Here is a 21,994-nt window from a genome sequence, read left to right as displayed (position 1 = left end):
AGTCTCGATCTTGTGCACGGACGTAACGCGGCGTCCGGAGCAAGAGCGAAGCTAGCTCGAGAACGTGCCGCTGCGATCACTGAAGAGATCGAGCGGTTGCGGCGGCCGCACGTCCGGCGTCGCCGCTGCGACCGAGGTGAGCGAGGCATTGTTGCCCCATAGTTTCTGCACCGTGGTCGAGACCGGCTGCGTGGCATCGCCGGGTTGATAGATCGAACGAAACACCGGCGTGCCCGTCGGATTGTCCGCGACATGTGTCGACGACGTCGCGCTGACGGGCGTCACTGTGCGGGCATTCGGGAAGGTCTGGAGATAGGCGGCGTTGTCCACGACAGGCGCAGTGGGCACCACTGCATTGGCACTCGCGACCTGCGTGGTCGAAGGCGTGGCGCCATACATCGCCATCGCGCTGCGGGTCACCTTTGAATTGGCCGCGCTGGCATAGCGGCTGTCCAGGACCGAATAGACCTCGGAGACGCTGCGGGCGCGGCCGTCCTTGGCGTAGAAGATCGGGCGGTTGGCGGCCGCCGCGTTGGGAAACAGCCGCGCGCCGACGGCTTGCGGATTGTCCTCGGCATTGGCGATCAATTTCGCCGCGCCGCGGACGCCCATGAAATGGGCCATGTAGAGTTCGCTGTCGCTCGGCCTGCGCCCGAGCAGGCCCGTGAGCTTGAAGCTGTTCGACTGCGTCAGCGCCGCGGCCATGGCGGAAGCGGCTTCGGGATCGTCGCGCAGCTTCATGATCGACCGCTTCTTGACGGGATCGTCGACGGTGTAGGTCCCCGATGACGTCCTGGTGATGGCGTCGGCGTAGCTGCCATAGCCGAGCTGGGCACCCGCTTCCTTCACCGTGCCGAGCCAGGTCTGGTCGATGAACTGGTAGAGCCCCTGCGCGGACGAGGTGGTGGCGGTGGCCGTCGGATTGAAGTCCGATTCCATCTTGGCCGTGGTCAGCATGTACTGGAAGCTGACGCCTGTGACGTTCGAGGCCTGCTTGATCGCACCGGCGACACGCGCGCGCGACGGATCAAGGCCGGCCGTCTGCGTGGCACTGAAACTGTCGATCGACATGGTGGAGGGCCCGCCCCGCGCGGCGCTGAGCGACGCCGGCAATTCGGCGCCCATCGTCTCACCGTGGGGCAGGTATGGTTAAGGCGGGGTTAACTGACGCTCCGCGTCATTCCGGGGCATGCGACAGCGCGAACCCGGAATGACAGGCTGCTACTTCCTGTAAACGTCGTTCGGATCGAACAGCCGGTCCGCCTCAGTGAAGACCAATCTCGCTCCCCCGCCCTCGGCCTCGACCTTGCGGTAGAAGCACGACCGCCGGCCGGTATGGCAGGCCGCGCCGATCTGCTCGATGCGGATCCAGACCGCATCCTGATCGCAATCGGTGCGCATCTCGACCACGCGCTGGGTCTGACCCGACGTCTCACCTTTTCGCCACAACGCATTGCGCGAGCGGCTGAAATACCAGGCTTCGCCGGTCGCAATGGTCTTGCGCAGCGCCTCCTCGTTCATGTGCGCGACCATCAGCACGTCGCCGGTGGCGACGTCGGTGGCGACGACCGTCACGAGGCCAGCGGCATCAAATCTGGGCAGGAAGGCGAGGCCCTCCTCGATCTCATGGGAATGAGCGGACACAGCAACTCTCGCCGGTTTGTCGCGAGGTCAGCGCGTCGTGCCTCGCACCAGGGACAGGAAACGGGCCTGCTCCGCCGGATTGTCGCGGAACATGCCGGTGAAGCGGCTGGTGAAAGTAGAGGCGCCATGCTTGGCGACGCCGCGCACCGACATGCAGGTATGCTCGGCCTCGATCAGCACGGCAACGCCGCGAGGCTTGAGGACCTCGTCGATCGCGGCGGCGATCTGCGCGGTCAGGTGCTCCTGGGTCTGGAGCCGGCGGGCGAAAATGTCGGTCAGGCGGGCCAGCTTGGACAGGCCGACGACGCGCTCCACCGGCGTATAGGCGATGTGCGCCTTGCCGTAGAACGGCATCATGTGGTGCTCGCATTGCGAGGTGAACTCGATGTCGCGCACCAGGACGAAATCGTCATAGCCCGCCGTCTCGCCGAAGGTGCGGTCGAGCACCTCGGCCGGGCACTGGTGGTAGCCCTGATAGAGCTCGTCGAAAGCCTCGACGACGCGGCGCGGCGTGTCGAGCAGGCCCTCGCGCTCGGTGTTCTCGCCGATATAGGCGAGCAGCGTCTTCACCGCCGCTTCCGCCTCGGCGCGCGCGGGACGCGGCTGGTCGGCGCGGACGGCGGCCGCGAGGAATTCGGCAGGATCAAGCTCGGCCGGGCGGTTCTCGGGCTGCCGGTCGGAGGGCTTACCCGGGCGGATGGATTTGATTGCAGCGTCCATATCTTCTCCGTTCGACGGCCTAACGGCCGGAGTGTCACCGGCAGACGGGGCGGCCAAGCCGCCGGACGCCTGAACAGAACAGTTTCGGTGCAAAAGTCCCAAGGTCACAAAGCCGGCAGCGCAGATCTTGATCACCGCCACCGCTCCGCTGGACTGTTTTTCCACCAGTTCCGCCCCTATATAGGACCGTGGGCGGCGCCCGCCAAGGCCGATCCGGCTTGGATGCGGGTGTGGACGCGTTGGACTCCATCACATGCTGAACGACATTTACAACAAGCGGATCATCGAGCTGGCCGGGAATATTCCGCGGCTCGGACGGTTGGCGGACCCCGATGCCTCCGCCACCGCCCATTCCAAGCTGTGCGGCTCGACCGTGAAGGTCGATCTTAAGATGAACGGGGATACCGTCACCGACTTCGCCCATGACGTGAAGGCCTGCGCTTTGGGCCAGGCCTCTTCATCCATCATGGCAAGTCACGTGGTCGGCTCGACTGCGAGCGAACTCCGTGAGTTACGCGAAACCGTTCGCAAGATGCTGAAGGAGAATGGTGCGCCTCCTCAAGGAAAATGGGAGGAGATCAAGTTCCTCGAGCCGGTCCGCGACTACAAGGCGCGCCATGCCTCGACGCTTCTCACCTTCGATGCCGTGGTTGATGCCATCGGCCAGATCGAGGCCAGAACCAAGCAGCCGGCCGCAGCGCAAGGCTGACCCCCTCTCCGTCATTCCGGGCGAACTTGCGCACCCCAGGTACGCACTTGCTCACCAAGGTTCTCGCTGACGCGCGCCCCGGGATGACTACCGAGATTTAAGAGCTTACTTCGGCGCCGCCGCAGCAGCCGGTGTGGCAACACTACCGGTCGGCACCAGGGCTTCCGCCGTCTTGGTCGACTTGGAAGCCTGCTCCGGTTCCGCGCCGAACCTCGCCTGCGTCTTCGGTGCAAGCTCCGCCATTGCCGGCGCCGAGATATCCACGTGCGGGAGCACGTCAGCCACGAGATCGGTCGTAACCAGATTGGTGAGCTTGAGCTCGCCGGCATCGAGCTCGTGCAGGTCCTCCCAAGGCGGGACGCTGAGCGCAAGCGACAACAGATCCCCGGCGCCACCCATATCGAAGGTGTATTTGGCGAGGCGCCCGATGTCGCGCTCCACGATCATCAGGTCCTGCGCGCTATAGCTCGCCGCCTTGGCATCATCGGCGCGGTCGCCCATCCAGATCTGGTGAACCCGGACATGAGCGGCTTCCGGCACGTAACGCTTCTTGCCGGCCAGCAGCAGGAAGGCGCACATGGATTCGCAATACGCTTCCGGCGCGACGGCCGGCCGTGTCGACGGCCCGCCGCGGAGGCTCACGCCGACCGTGGTCAAAAGCCCGAGATTGCGGAAGCGCCGGCCGAGCGTGATCGCGTCATTGACGGAGCCGCCGCTGGAATCGAGCACTACGGTGGCGCCGCCGAGCTGGCGGCCGCGCGAAAACTCTTCGAATTCTTTGGGCGTATCGGCGGTGATGATGCCTACCGCGCTGATCCAGCCGCGGCAGTTCGGCTCGCAGGCGACCCAGCTGAACTTCATCGGCAGCTTGCGCTCTTCGAGGGCAGCGCCGGCGCGGGCCGACGATCCGAATGTTGCGACAGCGCCAGCCAGCGCGACTCCGCAGACGGCGGTTCCCACCAGCAACCAGCCGCGAAGTTTAAGGGAGTTCAGAAGTCTCAATCTGGTTCCTTCCCCAAGCCCCAAAGCCCCAAGGTCCCCAAACAATCCCCGGTGGCGCTACCTGAGTCCATCATACAGGCGTATGCTTCTACACACGACCGTCATAAAAATGGTATCCGGGCGAATACAGATCGTCCACAGATACTTGCTGCACTGCTCCCAAAAAACACGCAAAATATGGCGTGGAAACAACAACTTATGGTTCCCTGCACCGGAACCGGGCAAAGCTTCGCTCAACATCGCAGCACAACGCACATGAAGCATTCAGCTTGCGAGCATTGTTCCAGTTCCGTCGATGGTGTGCTCCGGCTGCCGCGCAGATTCGGCCGTGCACTGATCTGGCTGTATCGCCACACGCTGTCACCTCTGGTCGGTTACAATTGCCGGCACCTGCCGACCTGCTCCGTCTATGGCGATGAGGCAATCGAACGGTTCGGGCTGTGGGCCGGCGGCTGGATGACGCTCGCGCGCCTGCTCCGTTGCCATCCCTTCGGCACGTCCGGCATCGACAACGTGCCTCTCACGGCGCCCAAAGGCGCACGCTGGTATCTCCCCTGGCGCTATGGCCGCTGGCGCGGAGTTAACGCGTCCTGACCTGCGGTGCTCTGAACAGCGCCGCCCTGACCGGAACCTTAGACTTTCCGCCCGCGTTGTCTTGATGCTCCCCACGGGAGGAAACAACAATGCGCTGGAAAATCAGCCCGCATTTTCACGCTAAGCCCGGTCCGAATCTCGATCACAGGGCGCACGATCCAAGAACCATCGACCTGCTCGCCATCATCGCTTTGCTTGCGCTCGTCCTCGGCTCAGGCTGGTATCTTGAGAGGAGCCTTGCGACACAGCCGAGCACGACGACGTTCATCGTGCCGAGCCAGAGCGTGCATTGGTAGTCACCGGAACCAGTAGAACCGTCCCTGTGATGGAGGGATCGACTCCGGCGGTCGTAGCCGCTTCGGGCGCGGCGGCTTTGGCGCCGGCTCGGCGGCCGAAGTGGTCTCTGCAGCCGGTGCGGTCTCGCTGCCCGGCACCTTCACCGCCAGCAGCAAATTCGATTCACGCATGCGCCAGCGATAGCCGACGCCGAAATCGATCGGCTGGGCGCGCGTGAACAGCTCGGCGTAGCGCTCCTGGTAGCGGCCGGGGAATTCGTCGATGGGACCAAGATAGCGGCCGAACGGGAAGAACCGCCATTGCCGTGCATTGTAGTTCGCAAGCGGAATGCCGGAATCGTCCTGGATGATGGTGGCGCTGTTGGCGAGCAACCAGTCGCGTGCGACGGTGAAATTGCCGGAGTGCAACAGGTAGGACGCACTCTTGAGCAGGCTGTTGCCGGGCCCGAGCGTCTCGCAGAATTTCAGGAAGCCCGTGGCACGTGCGCCGGAATTTGAGAGGTCGGTCGCGAAATAATACAGCGTACGCGCTTCCCCGTCGCTGCCGGCAAAGCTGATGCGGACGCCGCGCGTCGCGTTCCGTCCGGGATTGTCGCCGCCGACATGTAGCCCGCCCTTGTCGTCGAGCGCGACCATCTCGACGTTGCGGATGGTCTTGCCGGAGCGGGCGAGGAAGACATAGAGGATCGGCAGGGTGCCGTTGACCTGGTTGGCGCTCAGGTCGACCTTCATCTGCTTGGTGATGAAGAACGAGAAGCTCAGGATCGAGCCAAGCGAGCGTTCGACGTTATAGAGCGCAGCGCCGACCGAACCGCGCGGCAGCCGCGTCAAATCGGGGACCGCGCCGACCGGCTCCAGCGCGCCGAGCACGTAGGTGCTGGCTTTGGGATAGAAGGTGTTGGCGTAGAGGAAATCGGGGCCGCTGAACAAATAGAACATGGTCGGTCGGGGCGCGGCCAGATTGAGGTCGGCCCAGCTGCGGATCTTCGAGAGCTGACGCTGCTCGAGCTGAGCGAAGGCGCCGTCGAAGAATTTGGCGTGACGCTGCCAGGCCGGGTCCCTGGTGAGCGGCACCAGCGGCGAGTCCGCCGAAGGCTGCATGCCCGCAAGGAAGCGCGCCGTGTCATCGAAGGTGACGTCTGCGGCACGCGCGGACGAGACGGCCGCAGCCAGGAGGACGAAAGCAACGGCCGCAATTCTCAGGGGGCGGAGCATGTCTATTCGCGATGCGGTGATGCGGCAGCGACGACGGGCCGCCTGCGGAAAACAGCGTAAATCAAAAGGCCGGAGAGCATGACGAGCATTCCCGACAGCGACTGAAGCGGCCGCTCCGTCAGAAGGTAGTACATCATGAACGCGGTCACGAGCAGAAACACGAGCGGCGTGAACGGGTATCCCCAGGTGCGATAGGGCCGCGGCAGATCGGGATCGGTGATCCGCAGCTTGATGACGCCGGCGACCGTGAAGAACGAGCAGAACAACAGCGCGAACTGGATGAAATCGAGCACCGCCTCGAAGCTGCGCGTGAACAACAGAAGATTGGCGATGGCCAGTTGGAACAGGATGGCATAGGCCGGCGCGCCGCTCACGGACCGCTTGGAGAAAACGCGCAAGGCGGGAATGTCCTCCCCCATCGTCATCATCACGCGCGGGCCGATCCACATCATCGCGCTGATCGAAGAGATCAGACCGAAGCAAATCATGGCGCCGACGATCCGACCGCCGAGGGTGCCGAAGATCGCCGTGCCGGCGACACTGGCGACGTCGAGCTGGCCGGCGAGCGCGCTGACCGGCGCCGAATGGAGAAATACCGCGTTCAGCGCGACATACAGCACGAGCACGATCAGCGTGCCCGCGAGCAGCGCGCGCGGCAGGTTCCGTTGCGGCGTCTTCATCTCGCCGATGATGTAGGTGGCGGCATTCCAGCCCGAGAACGAATACATCACGAAGACGAGCCCGATGGCGAACGGCGCGCTGACGATGTGAGCGATATCGCCGGGCTGCGGCGTGAAGCTGATCGGCTGCGGCACGGCGATGACGAAGCCGGCGACCAGGAAGCCGACGATCAGCACGACCTTGAGGACGGTCGAGATCAACTGGAACGTGGATGAGTGCCTGACGCCGGTCAGTTGCACCAGCGAAACCAGCCACACCACGCCGATGGCGAGCGGAATCGCCGGCAGATCGGGTACAACCGACTTGGCATATTCCCCGAACGCCATCGCGGCGAGCGCGACCGGCGCCGCGAAGCCGACCGTGGCCGACACCCAGCCGGCGAGGAAGCCGAAGGCCGGGTGATAGGCACGGCCGAGGAAATTGTACTCGCCGCTCGAGCGCGGAAACATCGCGCCCAACTCGCTGTACGCGAACACACCGCACAGCGCGACGACGCCGCCGACCGTCCAGAGCAGCAGGATCGAGAAGCCGGACGGGATGTCCTTGACCTGGAAGCCGAGGCTGGTGAAGACGCCGACCCCGATCATGTCGGCGACGACGATGGCGGTGGCGACCGGAACGGAGACCCCGGCCCCCCTCCCGGTCAGCCGGTCCGTCCAGGGCGGGGTACCCGCATCTGATGCCGTCATCGGGGTCCTTAACCTCAGGCGCTTCGCCTAATGGGCCGATCGTGCACTTTGGCCCAGTCAATTCAAGCAGGGTTAACAAGGGTTAAATGAGGCAACGGAGGTAGGTACCTGACCACCGCCTAGGCGCTTCTTTGGACGATGTCTCTGGATGCACCCGGGATTGTCCGTTCCGCTCCCCCACAATCAGGACACGATTGCATGGTCCTTTCGAGCGTTCCGGATGTGGGGAAGTTTCTCCGGACGCTTAACGTCGCCTAAACGCCAGTCGGCTCAATTGTTTCAAGTTTGCCGATGGACGTGTGACTTGGACGTGTGACCTGGGACGTAAGACTTGGGTCGTGACTTTGGGGTCATGGGTGGATGGCCGGGGCCGCTCCTAAACTGAGAGCTGATGATCGTGCCGATCGGACAATGTCCGGTCGGCATGATCGTGCGCTCCGGGCCGCTCTAATCTCAGTCATGGTGCCGTTGTCGCTGACGCTGGTTCAATGCGGCAAGGCGCCGGATCCGGCGGCGCTGGCGGCGAACTCCCAGGCGAATGTCCAGGTGGTCGCCAAGACCAATTCGCAGAGCTCGAACGCGCACCTGGCAAGCGGCGACACGTTCGAGGACCGCTTCCCTGCCCCGCAGTTCAGGGAGCGCTTTCCCTCGGCGAGTGAGAGCTTCCTGCAGCGGCAGATGTCGGACTTCTCGCCCAAGCGCGCCGTGCAGTCTCAGCCGGAGCAGGCGTCCTACAAGGTGGCCTCGCTCGAGCCGCAAGTGCCGTACAAGCGCCCCGCCCGCGAGGATCTGACGACACTCGTCAGCATGAAGTCGTCGGCCTTTCCCTATTTCGGCAACAACCCCGCCTCCGACGCGCCCTTCCTCAACATCTCCAAGGGCGACCGCCGCGGCCACCGCAGCTATTCCGGCCGCGTCTACTGGCAGGACGAGACCTACAGCGACAGCCGCGTGCTGGTGCACGTGCCCGAGCATTTCGACCTGCGCAAGCCGGGCGTGATCGTGGTGTTCTTCCACGGCAATGGCGCAACGCTCGAGCGCGACGTCCGCGACCGGCAGATGGTGCCGAAACAGGTCACCGATTCCGGCGCCAACGCGATCCTGCTCGCGCCGCAGATGGCGGTCGACGCCGCCGATTCCAGCGCCGGAAAATTCTGGCAGCCGGGCGGCTTCAAGCGCTTCATGGCGGAATCGGCCGACCATCTTGCGCGCCTCACCGGCGATCCCAACAGCGCGCGCGCCTTCGCCAACATGCCGATCGTGATCGTCGGCTATAGCGGCGGCTTCCTGCCGACGGCCTGGAGCCTCGAGGTCGGCGGCATCAGCGACCGCGTGCGCGGCGTGGTGCTGCTCGATGCCGTCTATGGCGAGATGGACAAATTCGCGTCCTGGATCGAGAACCACCGTTCCGGCTTCTTCGTCAGCGCCTACACCCGCCACACCGCGCGGCGCGACCGCGAGCTGATGAGCATGCTCCGCCAGAAGGGCATCAGCGTCGCCGAGGACATGGACGGGCCGCTACGACCCGGCAGCGTGGTGTTCGTGGAGACCGGCGAGGGCATCACCCATCGCGACTACGTCACGCGCGCTTGGACGCGCGATCCGCTCAAGGACGTGCTGGTGAAGATGGCGGCGACGCCGTCGCTCGCGCTGACGCGCGTCGCCTCCACAAATCCCTAGCCGGGATATCAGTTCCCAATATCAGTTCCTGGGCAGCTTCGGAATGCTCTCGGCAAAGCCGTTGAAGCAGGCCAGCCGCTCGTCCTCTTCCTTGAAGAAGCGGCAGTCGGCATAGCCCTTGGCCTTGGCCGGCTTCGGCTTCGGCGCCGGCGGGATCACGGCGTCGTAGCAATTGAGGCGATCCTTGGTGCCATCGTCGATGTCGAGGCAGGCTTGGAGGCGGACCGCGATCGATTGCGGCTTGCCCTTTGGAGCAGCGACAGCCTCCTTGGCGCCTTTCGGCTTGACCTGCACCAGCGGCTTGTCCCCCACCATGGGTGGCTTCTCGGTCTGCGCAAATGCGGAGGCTGAATAGAGCACCGCGGCAACCGCCAGAATCATCCTCATCTCAGTCAACTCTCTTTGATCCCCACGCCGGCCTTCTACCGCTCCCGCGCGAGGTTTGCCAAGCGCCTTGCGCGCACGACCTGCTGCGTTCAGGCGGTGGCGGCAGCCGCCCGCCTGGGCCGGGTCACGACCACCAGGATCAGTGCCAGCACGACGAAACCGACCGCGACGAAGCCGAGCGTGTGCAGGAGCTCGCGGGCGAACAGCAAGCCGCCGAGCGCGGAGCCGACCGCCTGGCCGATATAGAGGACGGATGTGTTGAGCGCGACGGTGGCCGATGCCAGCGGCGGCGCAGCCGCGACCAGCCGCACCTGCTGCATCGAGTTGGTCGAGGCGAAGCCAAGGCCCCAGATCGTCACCGCGCCCGCCATCATGACGAGCGAGCCGGCGCCGAGGGCCCACCCGCTCATCCCGGCAAGCAGCAGGCAGGTGAACAGCAACGAGGTGCGATAGGGCCCTGCAGTGTCGACGATGCGGGTGGCGACGACGACGCCGAGGAAGCCGCAGATCCCGTACAGCGCGAAGACCGAGCCGATCGCATCGGGACCGGCGCCGGTGAGCTTGTTGAGCAGCGGGCCCATATAGGTGAACACGACGAACTGCCCCGACATTTGCAGCATCGTGATCGCGAGCAGCAGCAGGATCGTCCTGCTTCGGCCGACGGCGGCCCATGTCTTCAGATCGACCGGTGCGCCCTGCAGGCCCGCCGGCAGGCGCAGCAGCAACAGCAGCAAGCTGACGCAGCCGAGCGCGCCGACCCCGCCATAAGCCGCGCGCCAGCCGTAACGGCTGGCGATAAAGGTGATCAGCGGCAGGCCGACGGCGGCTGCGAGCGACCAGCCGAGGAAGAGGTACGCAATGGTGCTGCCGCGCCGTTCCGCCGGCACGATCAGCGCAGCCGTGCCGGCGGCCTGCGGCGTATAGAGCGAGCCGACTGCGAGCATCGCGAGCCGAATGATCAGCAGGCTGGTGTAATCGGGCGCAAGCGCGGAGGCGAGATTGCCGAGTGCGAGCACCGCCAGCGTCGTGGCGAGCAGGATCCGCCGTTCGATGCGGCTGGTCAGCCACGCCGTCAGCGGCGAGCCGACGCACAGCGTCACCGCGCCGAAGGTGATCAGGAGCCCGGCCGCGTGGATGCTGATCCCGAGCCCCGCCGACAATTCCGGCAGCATGCCCGCCGGTGCCAACACCGAGCAGCCGGTCACGAGATTGCCGAGCATCAGGGCGGTTGGCGCGAAACGGCCGGCGGCTGGGGCGCTTTTCATGCAAACGCATGTAGCGGCGGCCTGCGACCGGTTAAAGGGTACAACGTGAAATAGTTGCTGGCTCCGCCCCGGGTTTTGCGCGCCACTTTCTTGGAAATGCCGGATTGCGCAGGCCGAATCGCCTGATATATCGCTCGTTCCCGCTTACCTGCGCTCGTTCGCAGGAGTGAGCCCCAGGAGAAAAGCAATGTCCGACCAGCCCAAATCCGAGTCCGGCTTCCAGTACAGCCTCTCCAATTTGAAGCCCGTGACCCCCGCCGCCAAAGTCACCCTCACCTTCCCCGACGGCGCCAAGCGCCAGTTCGACAAGGGCATCACCGGCCTCGATATCGCCAAGGGCATCTCGCCGTCGCTGGCCAAGCGCACGGTCGCCATGGCGCTCGACGGCACGCTTGCCGATCTCAACGATCCGATCGAGGCCGACGCTGGAATCGAGCTCGTCAATCGCGATGACCCGCGCGCGCTCGAATTGATCCGGCACGACTGCGCACACGTGCTGGCGGAAGCGGTGCAGACGCTGTGGCCGGGAACCCAGGTCACGATCGGCCCCGTGATCGAGAACGGCTTCTATTACGACTTCTTCCGCAACGAGCCGTTCACGCCGGAAGACTTTGCCGCGATCGAGAAGAAGATGCGCGAGATCATCGCGCGCGACAAGCCTTTCACCAAGGAAGTCTGGGACCGCGAAAAGACCAAGCAGGTGTTCCGCGACAAGGGCGAGGCCTTCAAGGTCGAGCTGGTCGACGCCATTCCCGGCACCGAGCCGATCAAGATCTACTACCAGGGCGACTGGTTCGACCTGTGCCGCGGTCCGCACATGACCTCGACCGGCAAGGTCGGAGGCGCCTTCAAGCTGATGAAGGTGGCCGGCGCTTATTGGCGCGGCGACAGCAACAACCCGATGCTGACCCGCATCTACGGCACGGCCTTCGCCAAGCAGGAGGACCTCGACGCCTACCTCAAGCAGATCGAGGAAGCCGAGAAGCGCGACCATCGCAAGCTCGGGCGCGAGCTCGACCTCTTCCACTTCCAGGAGGAAGGTCCGGGCGTCGTGTTCTGGCATCCGAAAGGCTGGACCATCTTCCAGCAGCTGATCGCCTATATGCGCCGGCGCCTCTCCGGCGACTACAACGAGGTCAACGCGCCGCAGATCCTCGACAAGGTGCTGTGGGAGACCTCGGGCCATTGGGGCTGGTATCGCGAGAACATGTTCGCGGCGCAATCGGCCGGCGACGAGGCCGAGGACAAGCGCTGGTTTGCGCTCAAGCCGATGAACTGCCCTGGCCACGTCCAGATCTTCAAGCACGGCCTGAAGAGCTATCGGGACCTGCCCTTGCGCCTCGCTGAGTTCGGCGTGGTGCACCGCTACGAGCCCTCCGGCGCCATGCACGGCCTGATGCGCGTGCGCGGCTTCACCCAGGACGACGCGCACATCTTCTGCACCGAGGATCAGCTCGCCGAGGAGTGCCTGAAGATCAACGATTTGATCCTGTCGACCTATGCCGATTTCGGCTTCACCGGCGACCTCACGGTGAAGCTCTCGACCCGGCCGGAGAAACGCGTCGGCACCGATGCGATGTGGGATCACGCCGAGCGCGTAATGGCGACGGTGCTGCGCGAGATCCAGTCGCAGAACAATCAAATCAAGACCGAGATCAATCCGGGCGAAGGCGCGTTCTATGGGCCGAAGTTCGAATACGTTCTGCGCGATGCCATCGGTCGCGACTGGCAGTGCGGCACCACGCAGGTCGACTTCAACCTGCCGGAGCGGTTCGGCGCCTTCTACATCGACCATGACGGCGGCAAGAAACCGCCGGTGATGGTGCACCGCGCGATCTGCGGCTCGATGGAGCGCTATATCGGCATCCTGATCGAGCACTATGCCGGCAACTTCCCGCTCTGGCTCTCGCCGGTGCAGGCGGTTGTCACCACCATCACCTCGGAAGGCGACGAATACGCCAAGGTGGTGCTGGAGCAGGCGCGGCGCGCCGGGCTTCGGGTCGAGATCGACCTGCGCAACGAAAAGATCAACTACAAGGTCCGTGAGCACTCGCTGGCCAAGATCCCGGCCCTGCTCGTGGTCGGCAAGAAAGAGGCCGAGACGCACTCCGTCTCGGTCCGCCGGCTCGGCAGCGACGGCCAGAAGGTGATGACCACGGCCGAGGCGATCGCCGCCCTGGTCGACGAGGCGACGCCGCCGGATGTGAAGCGAATGCGCGGCGCCGCTTGATCCTGAAATCGATCTAAATTCGCTTCCGGTTGCGGGCGTGCATGCTTATCTCGGCATGGCACGCCCGCCGACCATTTGAAGAGGATATCGCAGTGCCCGATGCCATCGAACTCCTGAAGACCCGCCGCTCGGTCAAGCCGCGCGAGATGACGGGGCCCGGCCCGTCGGCGGCCGAGCTCGAGACCATCCTCACCATCGGGGCGCGCGTGCCGGATCACGGCAAGCTCGCGCCCTGGCGCTTCATCATCTTCGAGGGCGAGGCCCGGCTACGTGCCGGCGAGGTGATCGCGCGGGTCTTCGCCAGGAAGAATCCGGGCGCGCCGGCGGCCGACGTCGAGACCGAGCGCAAGCGCCTAATGGACGCACCGCTGGTGATCGGCATCGTCAGCTTCACCAAGCCGCATCCGAAGGTGCCGGCGTTCGAGCAGGAATTGTCGGCGGGCGCCAGCGCCATGAACATCGTCACCGCCGCCACCGCACTCGGCTACGGCGCCTGCTGGCTGACCGGCTGGTTCTCTTTCGACCGCGACGTGCTCGACGGCCTCGGCCTCAAGCCGGATGAGAAGCTCGCCGGCTTCATTCATATCGGCACGCCGACCAAGCCGAACGAAGACCGTCCGCGCCCGTCACTTTCGGACATCGTGACGCGATTTTAATCGATGTTGTGTTGACGCATCGAGCCTCTTGCGGCTTTGATCCCGCCGAGGGAGGAAGGTGCGGATGAGACGCCGTGAATTTCTGGTCGGGGCCGCGATGCTCGCCGGCACGATGGCGCGAAGCCGGGCCGCGGACATCCCCGCCCCCTCGCCCGACGGCCTCGACCGCATCACGGCGTACTTCGACAATGAGGTGGCAAGCGGCCGGCTGCCGGGCGCGGTGATCCTCGTTCAGCAGCACGGCAAGCCGGTCTACCTGAAGTGCTTCGGCGTGCGCGACACCAGGAGCGGCGTCGCGATGACGCCGGACACGATCTTCGCCATCCATTCCATGACCAAGCCGATCACGTGCCTTGGCGCGATGATGCTGATCGACGAGGGCAAGCTCGCGCTGACCGACCCCGTCTCGAAATACGTCCCGCTGTTCGCCGGGACCAAGGTGGGCCGCGAGGTGACCCTGCCCAGCGGCACGGTCGAGCTGGACCTCGACCCACCGGACCGCCCCGTCAACATCGAGGATCTGCTGCGGCATACTTCGGGCATCAGCTACGATTACATCGGCAGCGAATGGGTCGAGCACGCCTACAAGATGGCCAACATTTTCGCGGGCCATTTCGACAACAGGGAATTCGCCGATCGCATCGCCAAGCTGCCGCTGGCGCGGCAGCCCGGAACGCTGTGGCGCTACGGCCATTCCACCGACGTGCTCGGCAGCGTCATCGAGATCATCTCGGGCCAGACGCTGTACGACTTCCTGAAAGCCCGCATCTTCGATCCGCTCGGCATGAACAGCACCAAATTTACGCTCGCGACCGAGGACGAGCTGGCGCGGATGGCGCGGCCGCTGCCGAGCGACTCAATCCTGCTCGCCGGCGAGCGCGACCGCCTGGACCATCCAGAATGGCAGTCGGGCGGCGGCGGCCTCCTCTCGACCATCACCGACTATCAGCGCTTCTCGCAGATGCTGCTCAACGGCGGCGAGCTCGAGGGCAGGCGCTATCTCAGCCCCGCCGCGTTCAAGGCCATGACGACCGATCAGATCGGGCCGGGCTCCGGCGTCGGACGCGACTATTTCTATTTTCCAGGCGACGGCTTCGGCTACGGCTACGGCCTTGCGGTGCGCACCGATCCCGGCAATGCAAAACCGCCGCCGCCGGGCTCGCTCGGCGAATTGAAATGGGACTCGGGGAGCGGCACCTATTTCGGCGTCGATCCCAAGCTCGACATGGTCTACGTCATGATGCAGCAGACCCAGAACGAGCGCGGCCGCATCACCCCCGCGTTCAAGGCGCTGGTCTACGATTGCTATCCGCCCGCGTTACGCCGCCCGTGAGGTGCGCTGGCCGAAATCGGCGAGGAGCTTTCCGAGCTCGGCCGCCGGCCGCGCGGCGCTGAACAGAAATCCCTGCACCTCGTTGCAGCCTTCGGCGCGCAGCCAGTCGAGCTGATCCTCGGTCTCCACGCCCTCCGCGGTCGTGGTGATGTTGAGGCTGCGCCCCAAACCCGAGATCGCGCGCACGATCGCACCGCAGTCGGGCCGCTCAGCCAGATCCTTGACGAAGGAGCGGTCGATCTTGATCTTGTCGAACGGAAAGCTGCGGAGATAGCTCAGGCTGGAATAGCCGGTGCCGAAATCGTCCATGGAAATGCCGACGCCGAGCTCGCGCAACTGGTGCAAGGTGGCGACATTGGCGTCGGTCTCGGCCAGGAAAATCGACTCAGTGATCTCGAGCTCGAGCCGCTTCGGCGACAGGCCGGACTGCGCTAGGGCCGAGATCACGACCTGGACCAGGTTGCGGCTGCGGAATTGTGCCGGCGACAGGTTGACGGCGACCTTGACGTCGACGGGCCATTTTACCGCCTCGGTGCAGGCTTCGCGCAGCACCCATTCGCCGAGCTGGGTGATCAGGCCGATGTCTTCGGCGACGGGTATGAACTCCGCAGGCGAGATCATGCCCTTGTCCGGATGACGCCAGCGCAGCAGCGACTCGAAGCCGGAGATGCGGTCAGAGGCGATCGACACCAGCGGCTGATAGTGCAGCTCGAACTCGCCGTTGGCGAACGCCCGGCGCAGATCCAGCTCCATGTCGCGGCGCCTCTGCGCCTGGAGGTCCATCTCACGCTCGAAGAAGTGGTGCACGCCGCCGCCGTCGGCCTTGGCCCGGTACAGCGCCATGTCGGCATTGCGCATCAACTCTTCCGGCGTGGTGCCATCGCCCGGCGACAGCGCGATGCCAACGCTGGCGCCGATCACCATCTCCTGTCCGTCGACGTCGTAAGGCGCCTTGAGCATGTCGATCAGCAGGGAGGCACAGGCGCTGGCCTCGTTCGGCGAGACGTCGGCAGCCAAGATGACGGCGAACTCATCGCCGCCGAGCCGCGCGGCGAGATTGGTGCCGCGGACCGCTATGGTCAGGTGCTCGGCGACCTGCTTCAACAGGCGATCGCCCACCGGATGACCGAAGGAATCGTTGATGTTCTTGAACAGGTCAAGATCGATGTAGAGCACGCCGACCCGTTTTCCCGCGGCCTGGTCCAGCGCCTGCTTCAGGCGCTCCTGGAAGTGCTCGCGGTTCGGCAGGTCGGTGAGCCCGTCATGATGGGCCATATAGGCGATGCGCGCTTCGGCCTTGCGTCGTTCGGTGATGTCGACCACCGCCACCAGATAGCCGTCGCGCTCGTCGAAGGCGACGCGACGGCCGAAGGTGAGCACCTCGATCTCGCTGCCGTCGGCGCGCAGGTGTCGCCAATTGCGCGAGGAGTGGTAGGCGTCGCCGAGGCGCTCCAGCGCCGCGGCGTGGCTGTCCCACTCGTCCTCCGGCCATATCTCGTGCAGCTTCATGCGCAGGAAGGTCGCGCGGCTGTAGCCGTAATGCTGGACCGCGGCGTCGTTGACGCTGAGGAACTCCTTGGTCTCTGCGTCGAACACCCACATCGGCATTGGATTGTTGTCGAACAGGAGGCGGAACGAGGCATCGCGCCGCTTCAGGACGGTGACATCGGAGATGGTCAGCGAGACCACGTCGGCAAAGGCCGTGGCGCTGAGCCTGAGGTAGCGTCCCTCGCTCTCCAGCTCGAGCTGCTCGCAGCGGCTGCCCGAAACGGCCTTGAGCAGGAATTCCATCACCTCGGGGAAAGCCAGCAGCGTGCCGCCTTCGCCGATCCGCCGCCACAACAGGCTTGCGCCTGCAACCTTCAGCAGCTCACCCGCGCTCTTGTTGTGGTGCACGACCTGAAGGTCGAACGGCTTGCCGGCGGCATCGCGCAGCGTCGCCAGGAAGACCACCGCGTCGTCGGTCGCGGAAAAGATGGCGTCGAGGAGATTGTATTGCGCGCCGCGCTCGTTGACATAGGCGCCGATCAGCGTCGCGCCCCAGCGCGAGGACGTCGGCAGCGCCAGCACGTCGTAGGTCCTGACCATGCCGTCGCGCACGCAATGCGCGCTCGCCCGGTGCGGCCGTCCGGCCGCCAGCGCGCTCGCCGCCGCTTCCGACAGCGCCGTGGCGCAATCGGGCGACAGCTCGGCTAGGGGAATGTCCCAGCGCTCCTCGCCGAGCCATTTCTGCACGTAGCGTCCGCTGCGCGACAGTTCGAGCACGCCATCGTTCTTCAAGAGCGCGATGTGGTCGGCGAGCCGTCCGAGACTGCCGAGCATGACGTCCTCGTAACGCGGCAACCGCTCACCCGGCTTCAACGCCGCACGCCATTTGCGCTGAAGCACCGGGATGTCGTCGAACATTTCGGCGGCCGGTTTGCCCGGCATCTTCTTCGCGGCAGTCATTGCAGTCCCCAACGCACTTTCCCGCCGCATCCAATGCAGGCGCGCTTAACGACGTGTAAAAAGCGCGCAGGCGTGGGTTCCATTCGGTGATTATGACAGTTTTAAGTCAGGTGTTGGTTAGTGGGCGTTAGAGACTGTGACGGTTGCGCGAAGGCGATGCTCTCGTGTCCCGGACGCGACGCGTAAGCGGTGCGGCGCAGAGCCGGGGCACGAGAGCGGAGCTTTGGCGCGCACCTGCCTCAACACCTTCATTGCGAGCGCAGCGAAGCAATCCAGAATCCCTCCGCGGATACATTTCTGGATTGCTTCGCTGCGCTCGCAATGACGGAGTGTGTGGTGGGCAGCGCCGTTCTTCAATTCGCATTTCGCTCGCGGACACGCTTCCGCATCCTCGCGGCGCATTTCGCCCGAGCTTTGCCTGTCGTCCGACCCTCAATTGAAAGAGGGCGCAGGGAAGACCGGGTGCCGGCCGGGCACCCACGGTCCACTGTGCGAAAGGTGGCAACGAAGAATTTGCACAGCGGCATACAGGTGAAGCCAAACATCCGGCCTTCCCTGCGCAGTGGCTTTACGGCTTATGTCGTGCTCTCCTCGGGGAGCGATGCACTATTGCCCCCGTCGCCTTGCGGATGGCTGACGCGTGGGCCCGGTTGGGCCGCTCACATCATCACAAGACTTGGCGCACAGACCCCGGGCGCCAGGACCACACGATTTTGCCGTACGCCGATGACACCGGTCGTATGCGCGAGGTCTTTGCTCACGGCTCTCCGCCCTGCAAAGCCTTTCGCGCCAACGCCATCAGCGTCCACCGCCCCTCGGCCCGCGTTCGTGACGATCGCGATACGCCCCTCTTCCTTGGGCCGGGTTGCGCGAGACATACGCGATTTCCGAATTTCGGTAAAGCGGAATATTTTGGGCCGTGTGCGTTGACCTAGCGCTCGCGTGTTTTGCCCGTCGGGCAACGCAAGGGATGGTGGCCTACCCCGCTAATCCTCGCTGGAGGCCGCCGAGCGGTTGCGCAAATAGGCCTGGGACAGCAGGAAGAACAACGCGCGTTCGCCCTGATATTTGGCGGACGGGCGCGTGCGCGCGAAGCCGTCGGCAAATATCTTGCCGGACTGGTCGCACACCTGCCACCGCCAGCCGAACCGCTTGCGCCTGGTGAGGATCACTTCGAACATGTCGACAAGCCTGGTCCCCTGCTCCATGCCGGTCCTGCAAGGCATGAGCCTGCTCCGGCTTCCCCCGTTGGACGGACGCCAGACATATAGCGCAGCAGGATGGAAAGAGAATAAAATTGATTATCGGAAATACGTACCGTCCACGATCGTAAGCAAGACGCGCTGCTGCTGGAATAAGCCGATGCCGCCGGTGTTTGCTGGCCCCTGCACGTAATGATGACGCTACCAGTGTTCACAACAGAACACAGAGAGGGGTCCGAGGTTACCTGGCAGAAACCCACTGACGGTGACGGTAACAGAAGATGCACATCCGTGCGCGCGATGAGAATCGTCGTGCCGGAGCCTCTCGCCGCCGGCTGCCCTTAGCGCGCGATGACCTCGACTTCGCCGTCGACGCCGTTGACGACGTTGAATCCGCGCTCGTAGACCTTGCCCTCGTTCTTGGCGATGGCGCGGTACTCGCCTTCGGACAGCACGACGCGCGGGAACGCGCCGATCGATTCCTTGATGACGTCGCCGCCGGGGGTCAGCACCGACCAGGCGGTGTTGGCGAGCGCCTCGCCGCCCCTGTCGCTGACCAGCTTGAGCGTGATGACGGCGGCGCGGTGGGTGATGGTGACGTCGGTGAGCTTGCCGGCCTGGACGCGGATGTCCGAGCGCACCACCGAATTGGCATCGCCGTAGTTGGAGACGATGTAATAGGTGCCCTCCGGGATCAGCACGACGTCGCCGGCGGCGACGTTCGGCACCAGGGAAGCGCGCTCGCCGGATTCGAACTGGCTGCCCTTGTAGATCGCGAATGAGATCTGGTTCTGCGGAATGCGGCTGGTGCCGACGCGGCCCTCGATGCGCAGGCCGCCGGCCGGCAGCACGAAGGATTCGCGATTGGTCTCGGACTTCAGGCTGACGGTGCGCACCGCGCTGACGAGGCCGAAGGCGACGTGGACGACATAATTGCCGGGCGGCAGCACGATGTTCGGCGTCCCGCTGCGGTCCTCGCGGATCAGCTTGAAGGTGCCGTTCTCGTCGGGCCGGTCGGCAAACACGCGCCAGACCAGGCCGCTGGTGATCGGGGCCGAGTCCTTGCCGTACTTCGCCGTCAGCGACAGCACGCCCTGTCCGGGCACGGCCGCATTCAGCGGGGCGGCGGGCGGCACGGTCGAGACAGCGGGCGGTGGCATGCTCGGGGTCGCCGGCTGCATCAGGGTCGGCGGCAGGCTTGGCGGTCCCGCGCCCAGCCCGGAGGGCGGCGCCAGGCTGACAGCGTTGCCTGGGTCGGGCACCGAGGCCGGCGGTACCGGCGGCGGACGATCCGAGAAAAGCTGCGCCTGGGCGGCATTTCGGCCGGAAGTAAAGAGGCATGCGGCAAGGACGAGCGCCGGCAGCAGCCTGCTGCTGCGCCGCCATCCGCTGATGCCGTCACCCCCGCGTGTCATGGTCCCTGCTTTTCACCGAAAACGCGGCAAATTCAAGCCTCTGAAACACCAGGGAATACGGCCCTGGACCTTCGGTGGAACCGGCTTGACGGTTGCGTGATTAGCCCCGTGGCAACCGGCCCTCGCCATATTCCTGCCCCGTGCCCTTTCCAAAGCGGCATAAACCATGCTTCGCGCCTGATATGGCGGAGCGCAAGTGCGATGCCTAGTCTGACGATGCGGGCTGGCCCGGCGTAGGAGAGTTTCGGTGCTGGACAGATTGAAAGGCCGGGGCGCGAACGGCTCGAACGGCGAGAAAGTGGGCGAAAAAGTCGGCGAAAAAGTTGGCCTGGGCAGCATCCGCCGGCCGGTGATCGGCCTTGCCCTCGGCGGCGGCGCGGCGCGCGGCTTTGCCCATATCGGAATCCTGAGGACCCTGATTGCCAATGGAATCGTGCCCGATGTCGTGGTCGGCACGTCAATCGGCGCCGTGGTCGGCGGCCTCCACGCGGCCGGCCGGCTCGATACGTTCGAGGAATGGGGGCGCAGCCTGCAAGGGATGCGCAACATTCTCGGCTATCTCGATATCCGTCTCAACGGCTCCGGCCTGCTCGGTGGCGAGAAGCTCGCGACCCGGCTCGAGGAGGCGATCGGGCAGATCCTGATCGAGGACCTGCCCATCAAGTTCGCGAGCGTCGCGACCGAGGTTCGCACCGGCCACGAGATCTGGCTGACGCGCGGCCGCGTGGTCGATGCCATGCGCGCCTCATACGCCCTGCCCGGCATCTTCGCGCCCGTGCTGATCGGCGACCGCTGGCTGGTCGACGGCGCGCTGGTGAACCCGGTGCCGGTCTCGGCCGCCCGCGCGCTCGGCGCCGAAATCGTCATCGCCGCAAATCTTTCCAGCGACATCTTCACCCATTCCACCACGATCTATTCGCACGGCGCAGTGCCCGCCCCGGTCGTACCGGTGGCCGAGGAGCCGACGGCGAAGCGGCGCTTCCCGCGCCTGTTCTCGCCCGAGAAGACGATGAAGCGCGAGTTCTTCGGCGGTAACGGCCGGCCCGGCATCTCCTCGGTGATGGTGGACGCCTTCAACATCATGCAGGACCGCATCACCCGCGCCCGTCTCGCCGGCGATCCGCCCGACATGCTGATCACGCCGCGGGTCGGTCAGTTCGGCTGGTTCGACTTCCACCGCTCCGAAGACCTGATCGCACATGGCACGCGCGCTGCGGAGCGTGCACTGGAGTCCATCCAGGAGGCGATCCACGTGCTGGCGCCGGCGCCCGCGGGCATCGCGCCGAAAGCGGACGAGCCGAAAGCGGGAGACTTGGCCTGATCAGGCGGTTTTGATGTAGTCGCGCAGGGCTTCCTGCTCGCTCTCGTATTCCTGGACGCGGCGCTTGACGATGTCGCCGATCGAGATCAGGCCGACCACCTTGCCGTTGTCGATCACGGGCAGATGACGGAACTTGCCGGTCGTCATCATCTCCATGAGCTCGGCGACGGTGTCGGTCTCCTTGCAGGTCACGACCTTGCGGGTCATCACCTCCGAGACCGGCGCCTCCAGCACGCCGGCGCCGCGCTCGCCGAGCACGCGCACAATGTCGCGCTCCGACAGGATGCCCTCGAGCCGGCTCTGGCTCATCACCAGCACCGCGCCGATCTTCTTCTCGCCGAGCAGCTTGATCGCGTCCGCCAGCTTGGCGTCGGGCTCGACGCTCATGATCTGGTGGCCCTTGGTGTTCAGAATGGAACGTACCGTCATCGTCGCCTCCCTGAATCCGAGCCGTCCGCCTTTGGCGGTTCGGACTTGTTCGCGAGTCTTCAACTAACAGTTACAGCG

General features: G+C 65.0%; 20 protein-coding genes. 8 read left to right on the top strand and 12 right to left on the bottom strand.

From position 1 onward, the window contains the following. Window positions 1-51: 51 nt before the first annotated feature. From I6F31_RS14215 to folE, 3 genes are all read right to left on the bottom strand, one after another. A complete protein-coding gene (locus tag I6F31_RS14215) occupies window positions 52-1,125 on the bottom strand; it encodes a transglycosylase SLT domain-containing protein (RefSeq protein ID WP_085972297.1) in 1,074 nt (357 codons plus the stop codon). A gap of 96 nt (window positions 1,126-1,221) precedes the next feature. Beyond that, a complete protein-coding gene (gene hisI, locus I6F31_RS14210) occupies window positions 1,222-1,644 on the bottom strand; it encodes a phosphoribosyl-AMP cyclohydrolase (RefSeq protein ID WP_128264665.1) in 423 nt (140 codons plus the stop codon). A gap of 27 nt (window positions 1,645-1,671) precedes the next feature. Beyond that, the gene (gene folE / locus I6F31_RS14205) at window positions 1,672-2,364 is read right to left on the bottom strand and encodes a GTP cyclohydrolase I FolE (RefSeq protein WP_036027718.1); all 693 of its coding nucleotides are present in this window, start codon (window positions 2,362-2,364) and stop codon (window positions 1,672-1,674) included. A 253-nt stretch (window positions 2,365-2,617) separates the two neighbouring features. On the opposite strand from folE, the gene I6F31_RS14200 reads away from it, so the two are divergent. Next, the gene (locus I6F31_RS14200; RefSeq protein ID WP_036044037.1) at window positions 2,618-3,073 is read left to right on the top strand and encodes an iron-sulfur cluster assembly scaffold protein; all 456 of its coding nucleotides are present in this window, start codon (window positions 2,618-2,620) and stop codon (window positions 3,071-3,073) included. Between the two features lie 105 nt (window positions 3,074-3,178). Here I6F31_RS14200 and I6F31_RS14195 read toward each other — a convergent pair whose 3' ends face one another. After that, window positions 3,179-4,075, bottom strand: a complete 897-nt coding sequence (locus I6F31_RS14195) for a hypothetical protein (protein WP_036027720.1) — start codon at window positions 4,073-4,075, stop codon at window positions 3,179-3,181. A 255-nt stretch (window positions 4,076-4,330) separates the two neighbouring features. On the opposite strand from I6F31_RS14195, the gene yidD reads away from it, so the two are divergent. Both yidD and I6F31_RS14185 read left to right on the top strand, forming a co-directional pair. Beyond that, window positions 4,331-4,669: a membrane protein insertion efficiency factor YidD gene (yidD, locus tag I6F31_RS14190; protein WP_036027721.1), complete on the top strand. Its 339-nt coding sequence runs from the start codon at window positions 4,331-4,333 to the stop codon at window positions 4,667-4,669. An 89-nt stretch (window positions 4,670-4,758) separates the two neighbouring features. Further along, complete coding sequence (locus I6F31_RS14185) at window positions 4,759-4,965, top strand: hypothetical protein (protein WP_225142720.1); 207 nt, start codon at window positions 4,759-4,761, stop codon at window positions 4,963-4,965. On the opposite strand, the gene I6F31_RS14180 is transcribed toward I6F31_RS14185, so the two are convergent. Together I6F31_RS14180 and I6F31_RS14175 are read right to left on the bottom strand one after the other, a co-directional pair. Beyond that, window positions 4,966-6,180: a hypothetical protein gene (locus I6F31_RS14180; RefSeq protein ID WP_085972298.1), complete on the bottom strand. Its 1,215-nt coding sequence runs from the start codon at window positions 6,178-6,180 to the stop codon at window positions 4,966-4,968. A gap of 2 nt (window positions 6,181-6,182) precedes the next feature. Then, entirely contained in the window at window positions 6,183-7,550 is a 1,368-nt protein-coding gene (locus I6F31_RS14175; protein ID WP_036027723.1) for an APC family permease, read from the bottom strand. A 360-nt stretch (window positions 7,551-7,910) separates the two neighbouring features. Between I6F31_RS14175 and I6F31_RS14170 the strand changes: the two genes are divergently transcribed. Next, window positions 7,911-9,230 (top strand): alpha/beta hydrolase, encoded by a 1,320-nt coding sequence (locus I6F31_RS14170; RefSeq protein WP_225147499.1) that lies wholly within the window; start codon window positions 7,911-7,913, stop codon window positions 9,228-9,230. A gap of 21 nt (window positions 9,231-9,251) precedes the next feature. Here the strand turns inward: I6F31_RS14170 and I6F31_RS14165 are convergent, their stop codons facing one another. Both I6F31_RS14165 and I6F31_RS14160 read right to left on the bottom strand, forming a co-directional pair. Continuing rightward, complete coding sequence (locus I6F31_RS14165; RefSeq protein ID WP_036044032.1) at window positions 9,252-9,617, bottom strand: hypothetical protein; 366 nt, start codon at window positions 9,615-9,617, stop codon at window positions 9,252-9,254. Between the two features lie 89 nt (window positions 9,618-9,706). Then, the gene (locus I6F31_RS14160; RefSeq protein ID WP_225185569.1) at window positions 9,707-10,882 is read right to left on the bottom strand and encodes an MFS transporter; all 1,176 of its coding nucleotides are present in this window, start codon (window positions 10,880-10,882) and stop codon (window positions 9,707-9,709) included. A gap of 187 nt (window positions 10,883-11,069) precedes the next feature. Between I6F31_RS14160 and thrS the strand changes: the two genes are divergently transcribed. The 3 genes from thrS (at window position 11,070) to I6F31_RS14145 (ending at window position 15,101) form a co-directional block, all read left to right on the top strand. Then, a complete protein-coding gene (thrS, locus tag I6F31_RS14155) occupies window positions 11,070-13,112 on the top strand; it encodes a threonine--tRNA ligase (protein ID WP_225185568.1) in 2,043 nt (680 codons plus the stop codon). Between the two features lie 92 nt (window positions 13,113-13,204). Further along, window positions 13,205-13,768: a nitroreductase gene (locus I6F31_RS14150; RefSeq protein WP_036010490.1), complete on the top strand. Its 564-nt coding sequence runs from the start codon at window positions 13,205-13,207 to the stop codon at window positions 13,766-13,768. A gap of 64 nt (window positions 13,769-13,832) precedes the next feature. Further along, a complete protein-coding gene (locus tag I6F31_RS14145) occupies window positions 13,833-15,101 on the top strand; it encodes a serine hydrolase domain-containing protein (RefSeq protein WP_225147502.1) in 1,269 nt (422 codons plus the stop codon). On the opposite strand, the gene I6F31_RS14140 is transcribed toward I6F31_RS14145, so the two are convergent. The 3 genes from I6F31_RS14140 to I6F31_RS14130 form a co-directional block, all read right to left on the bottom strand. Beyond that, window positions 15,087-17,549 carry an EAL domain-containing protein gene (locus I6F31_RS14140; protein WP_225185567.1) on the bottom strand — a complete coding sequence of 821 codons (2,463 nt, stop codon included), beginning with the start codon at window positions 17,547-17,549 and terminating at the stop codon, window positions 15,087-15,089. The genes I6F31_RS14145 and I6F31_RS14140 overlap by 15 nt on opposite strands. 986 nt (window positions 17,550-18,535) lie before the next feature. Then, window positions 18,536-18,775, bottom strand: coding sequence for a hypothetical protein (locus tag I6F31_RS14135; RefSeq protein WP_225185566.1), 240 nt, complete (start codon window positions 18,773-18,775; stop codon window positions 18,536-18,538). Between the two features lie 317 nt (window positions 18,776-19,092). Further along, complete coding sequence (locus tag I6F31_RS14130; RefSeq protein WP_036029640.1) at window positions 19,093-20,166, bottom strand: hypothetical protein; 1,074 nt, start codon at window positions 20,164-20,166, stop codon at window positions 19,093-19,095. Window positions 20,167-20,413: 247 nt separating this feature from the next. Here I6F31_RS14130 and I6F31_RS14125 point away from each other — a divergent pair, with 247 nt between their 5' ends. After that, the gene (locus I6F31_RS14125) at window positions 20,414-21,487 is read left to right on the top strand and encodes a patatin-like phospholipase family protein (RefSeq protein ID WP_036015237.1); all 1,074 of its coding nucleotides are present in this window, start codon (window positions 20,414-20,416) and stop codon (window positions 21,485-21,487) included. On the opposite strand, the gene I6F31_RS14120 is transcribed toward I6F31_RS14125, so the two are convergent. After that, entirely contained in the window at window positions 21,488-21,916 is a 429-nt protein-coding gene (locus I6F31_RS14120) for a CBS domain-containing protein (RefSeq protein ID WP_036015240.1), read from the bottom strand. Window positions 21,917-21,994: the final 78 nt, after the last annotated feature.

It is taken from the genome of Bradyrhizobium sp. NBAIM01 (genome assembly GCF_020194115.1).
GTDB classification, from domain to species: Bacteria; Pseudomonadota; Alphaproteobacteria; order Rhizobiales; family Xanthobacteraceae; genus Bradyrhizobium; species Bradyrhizobium yuanmingense.
The sequence above is the reverse complement of the archived record's forward strand: the minus strand, read 5'-3'. Positions and strand labels throughout refer to the sequence as shown.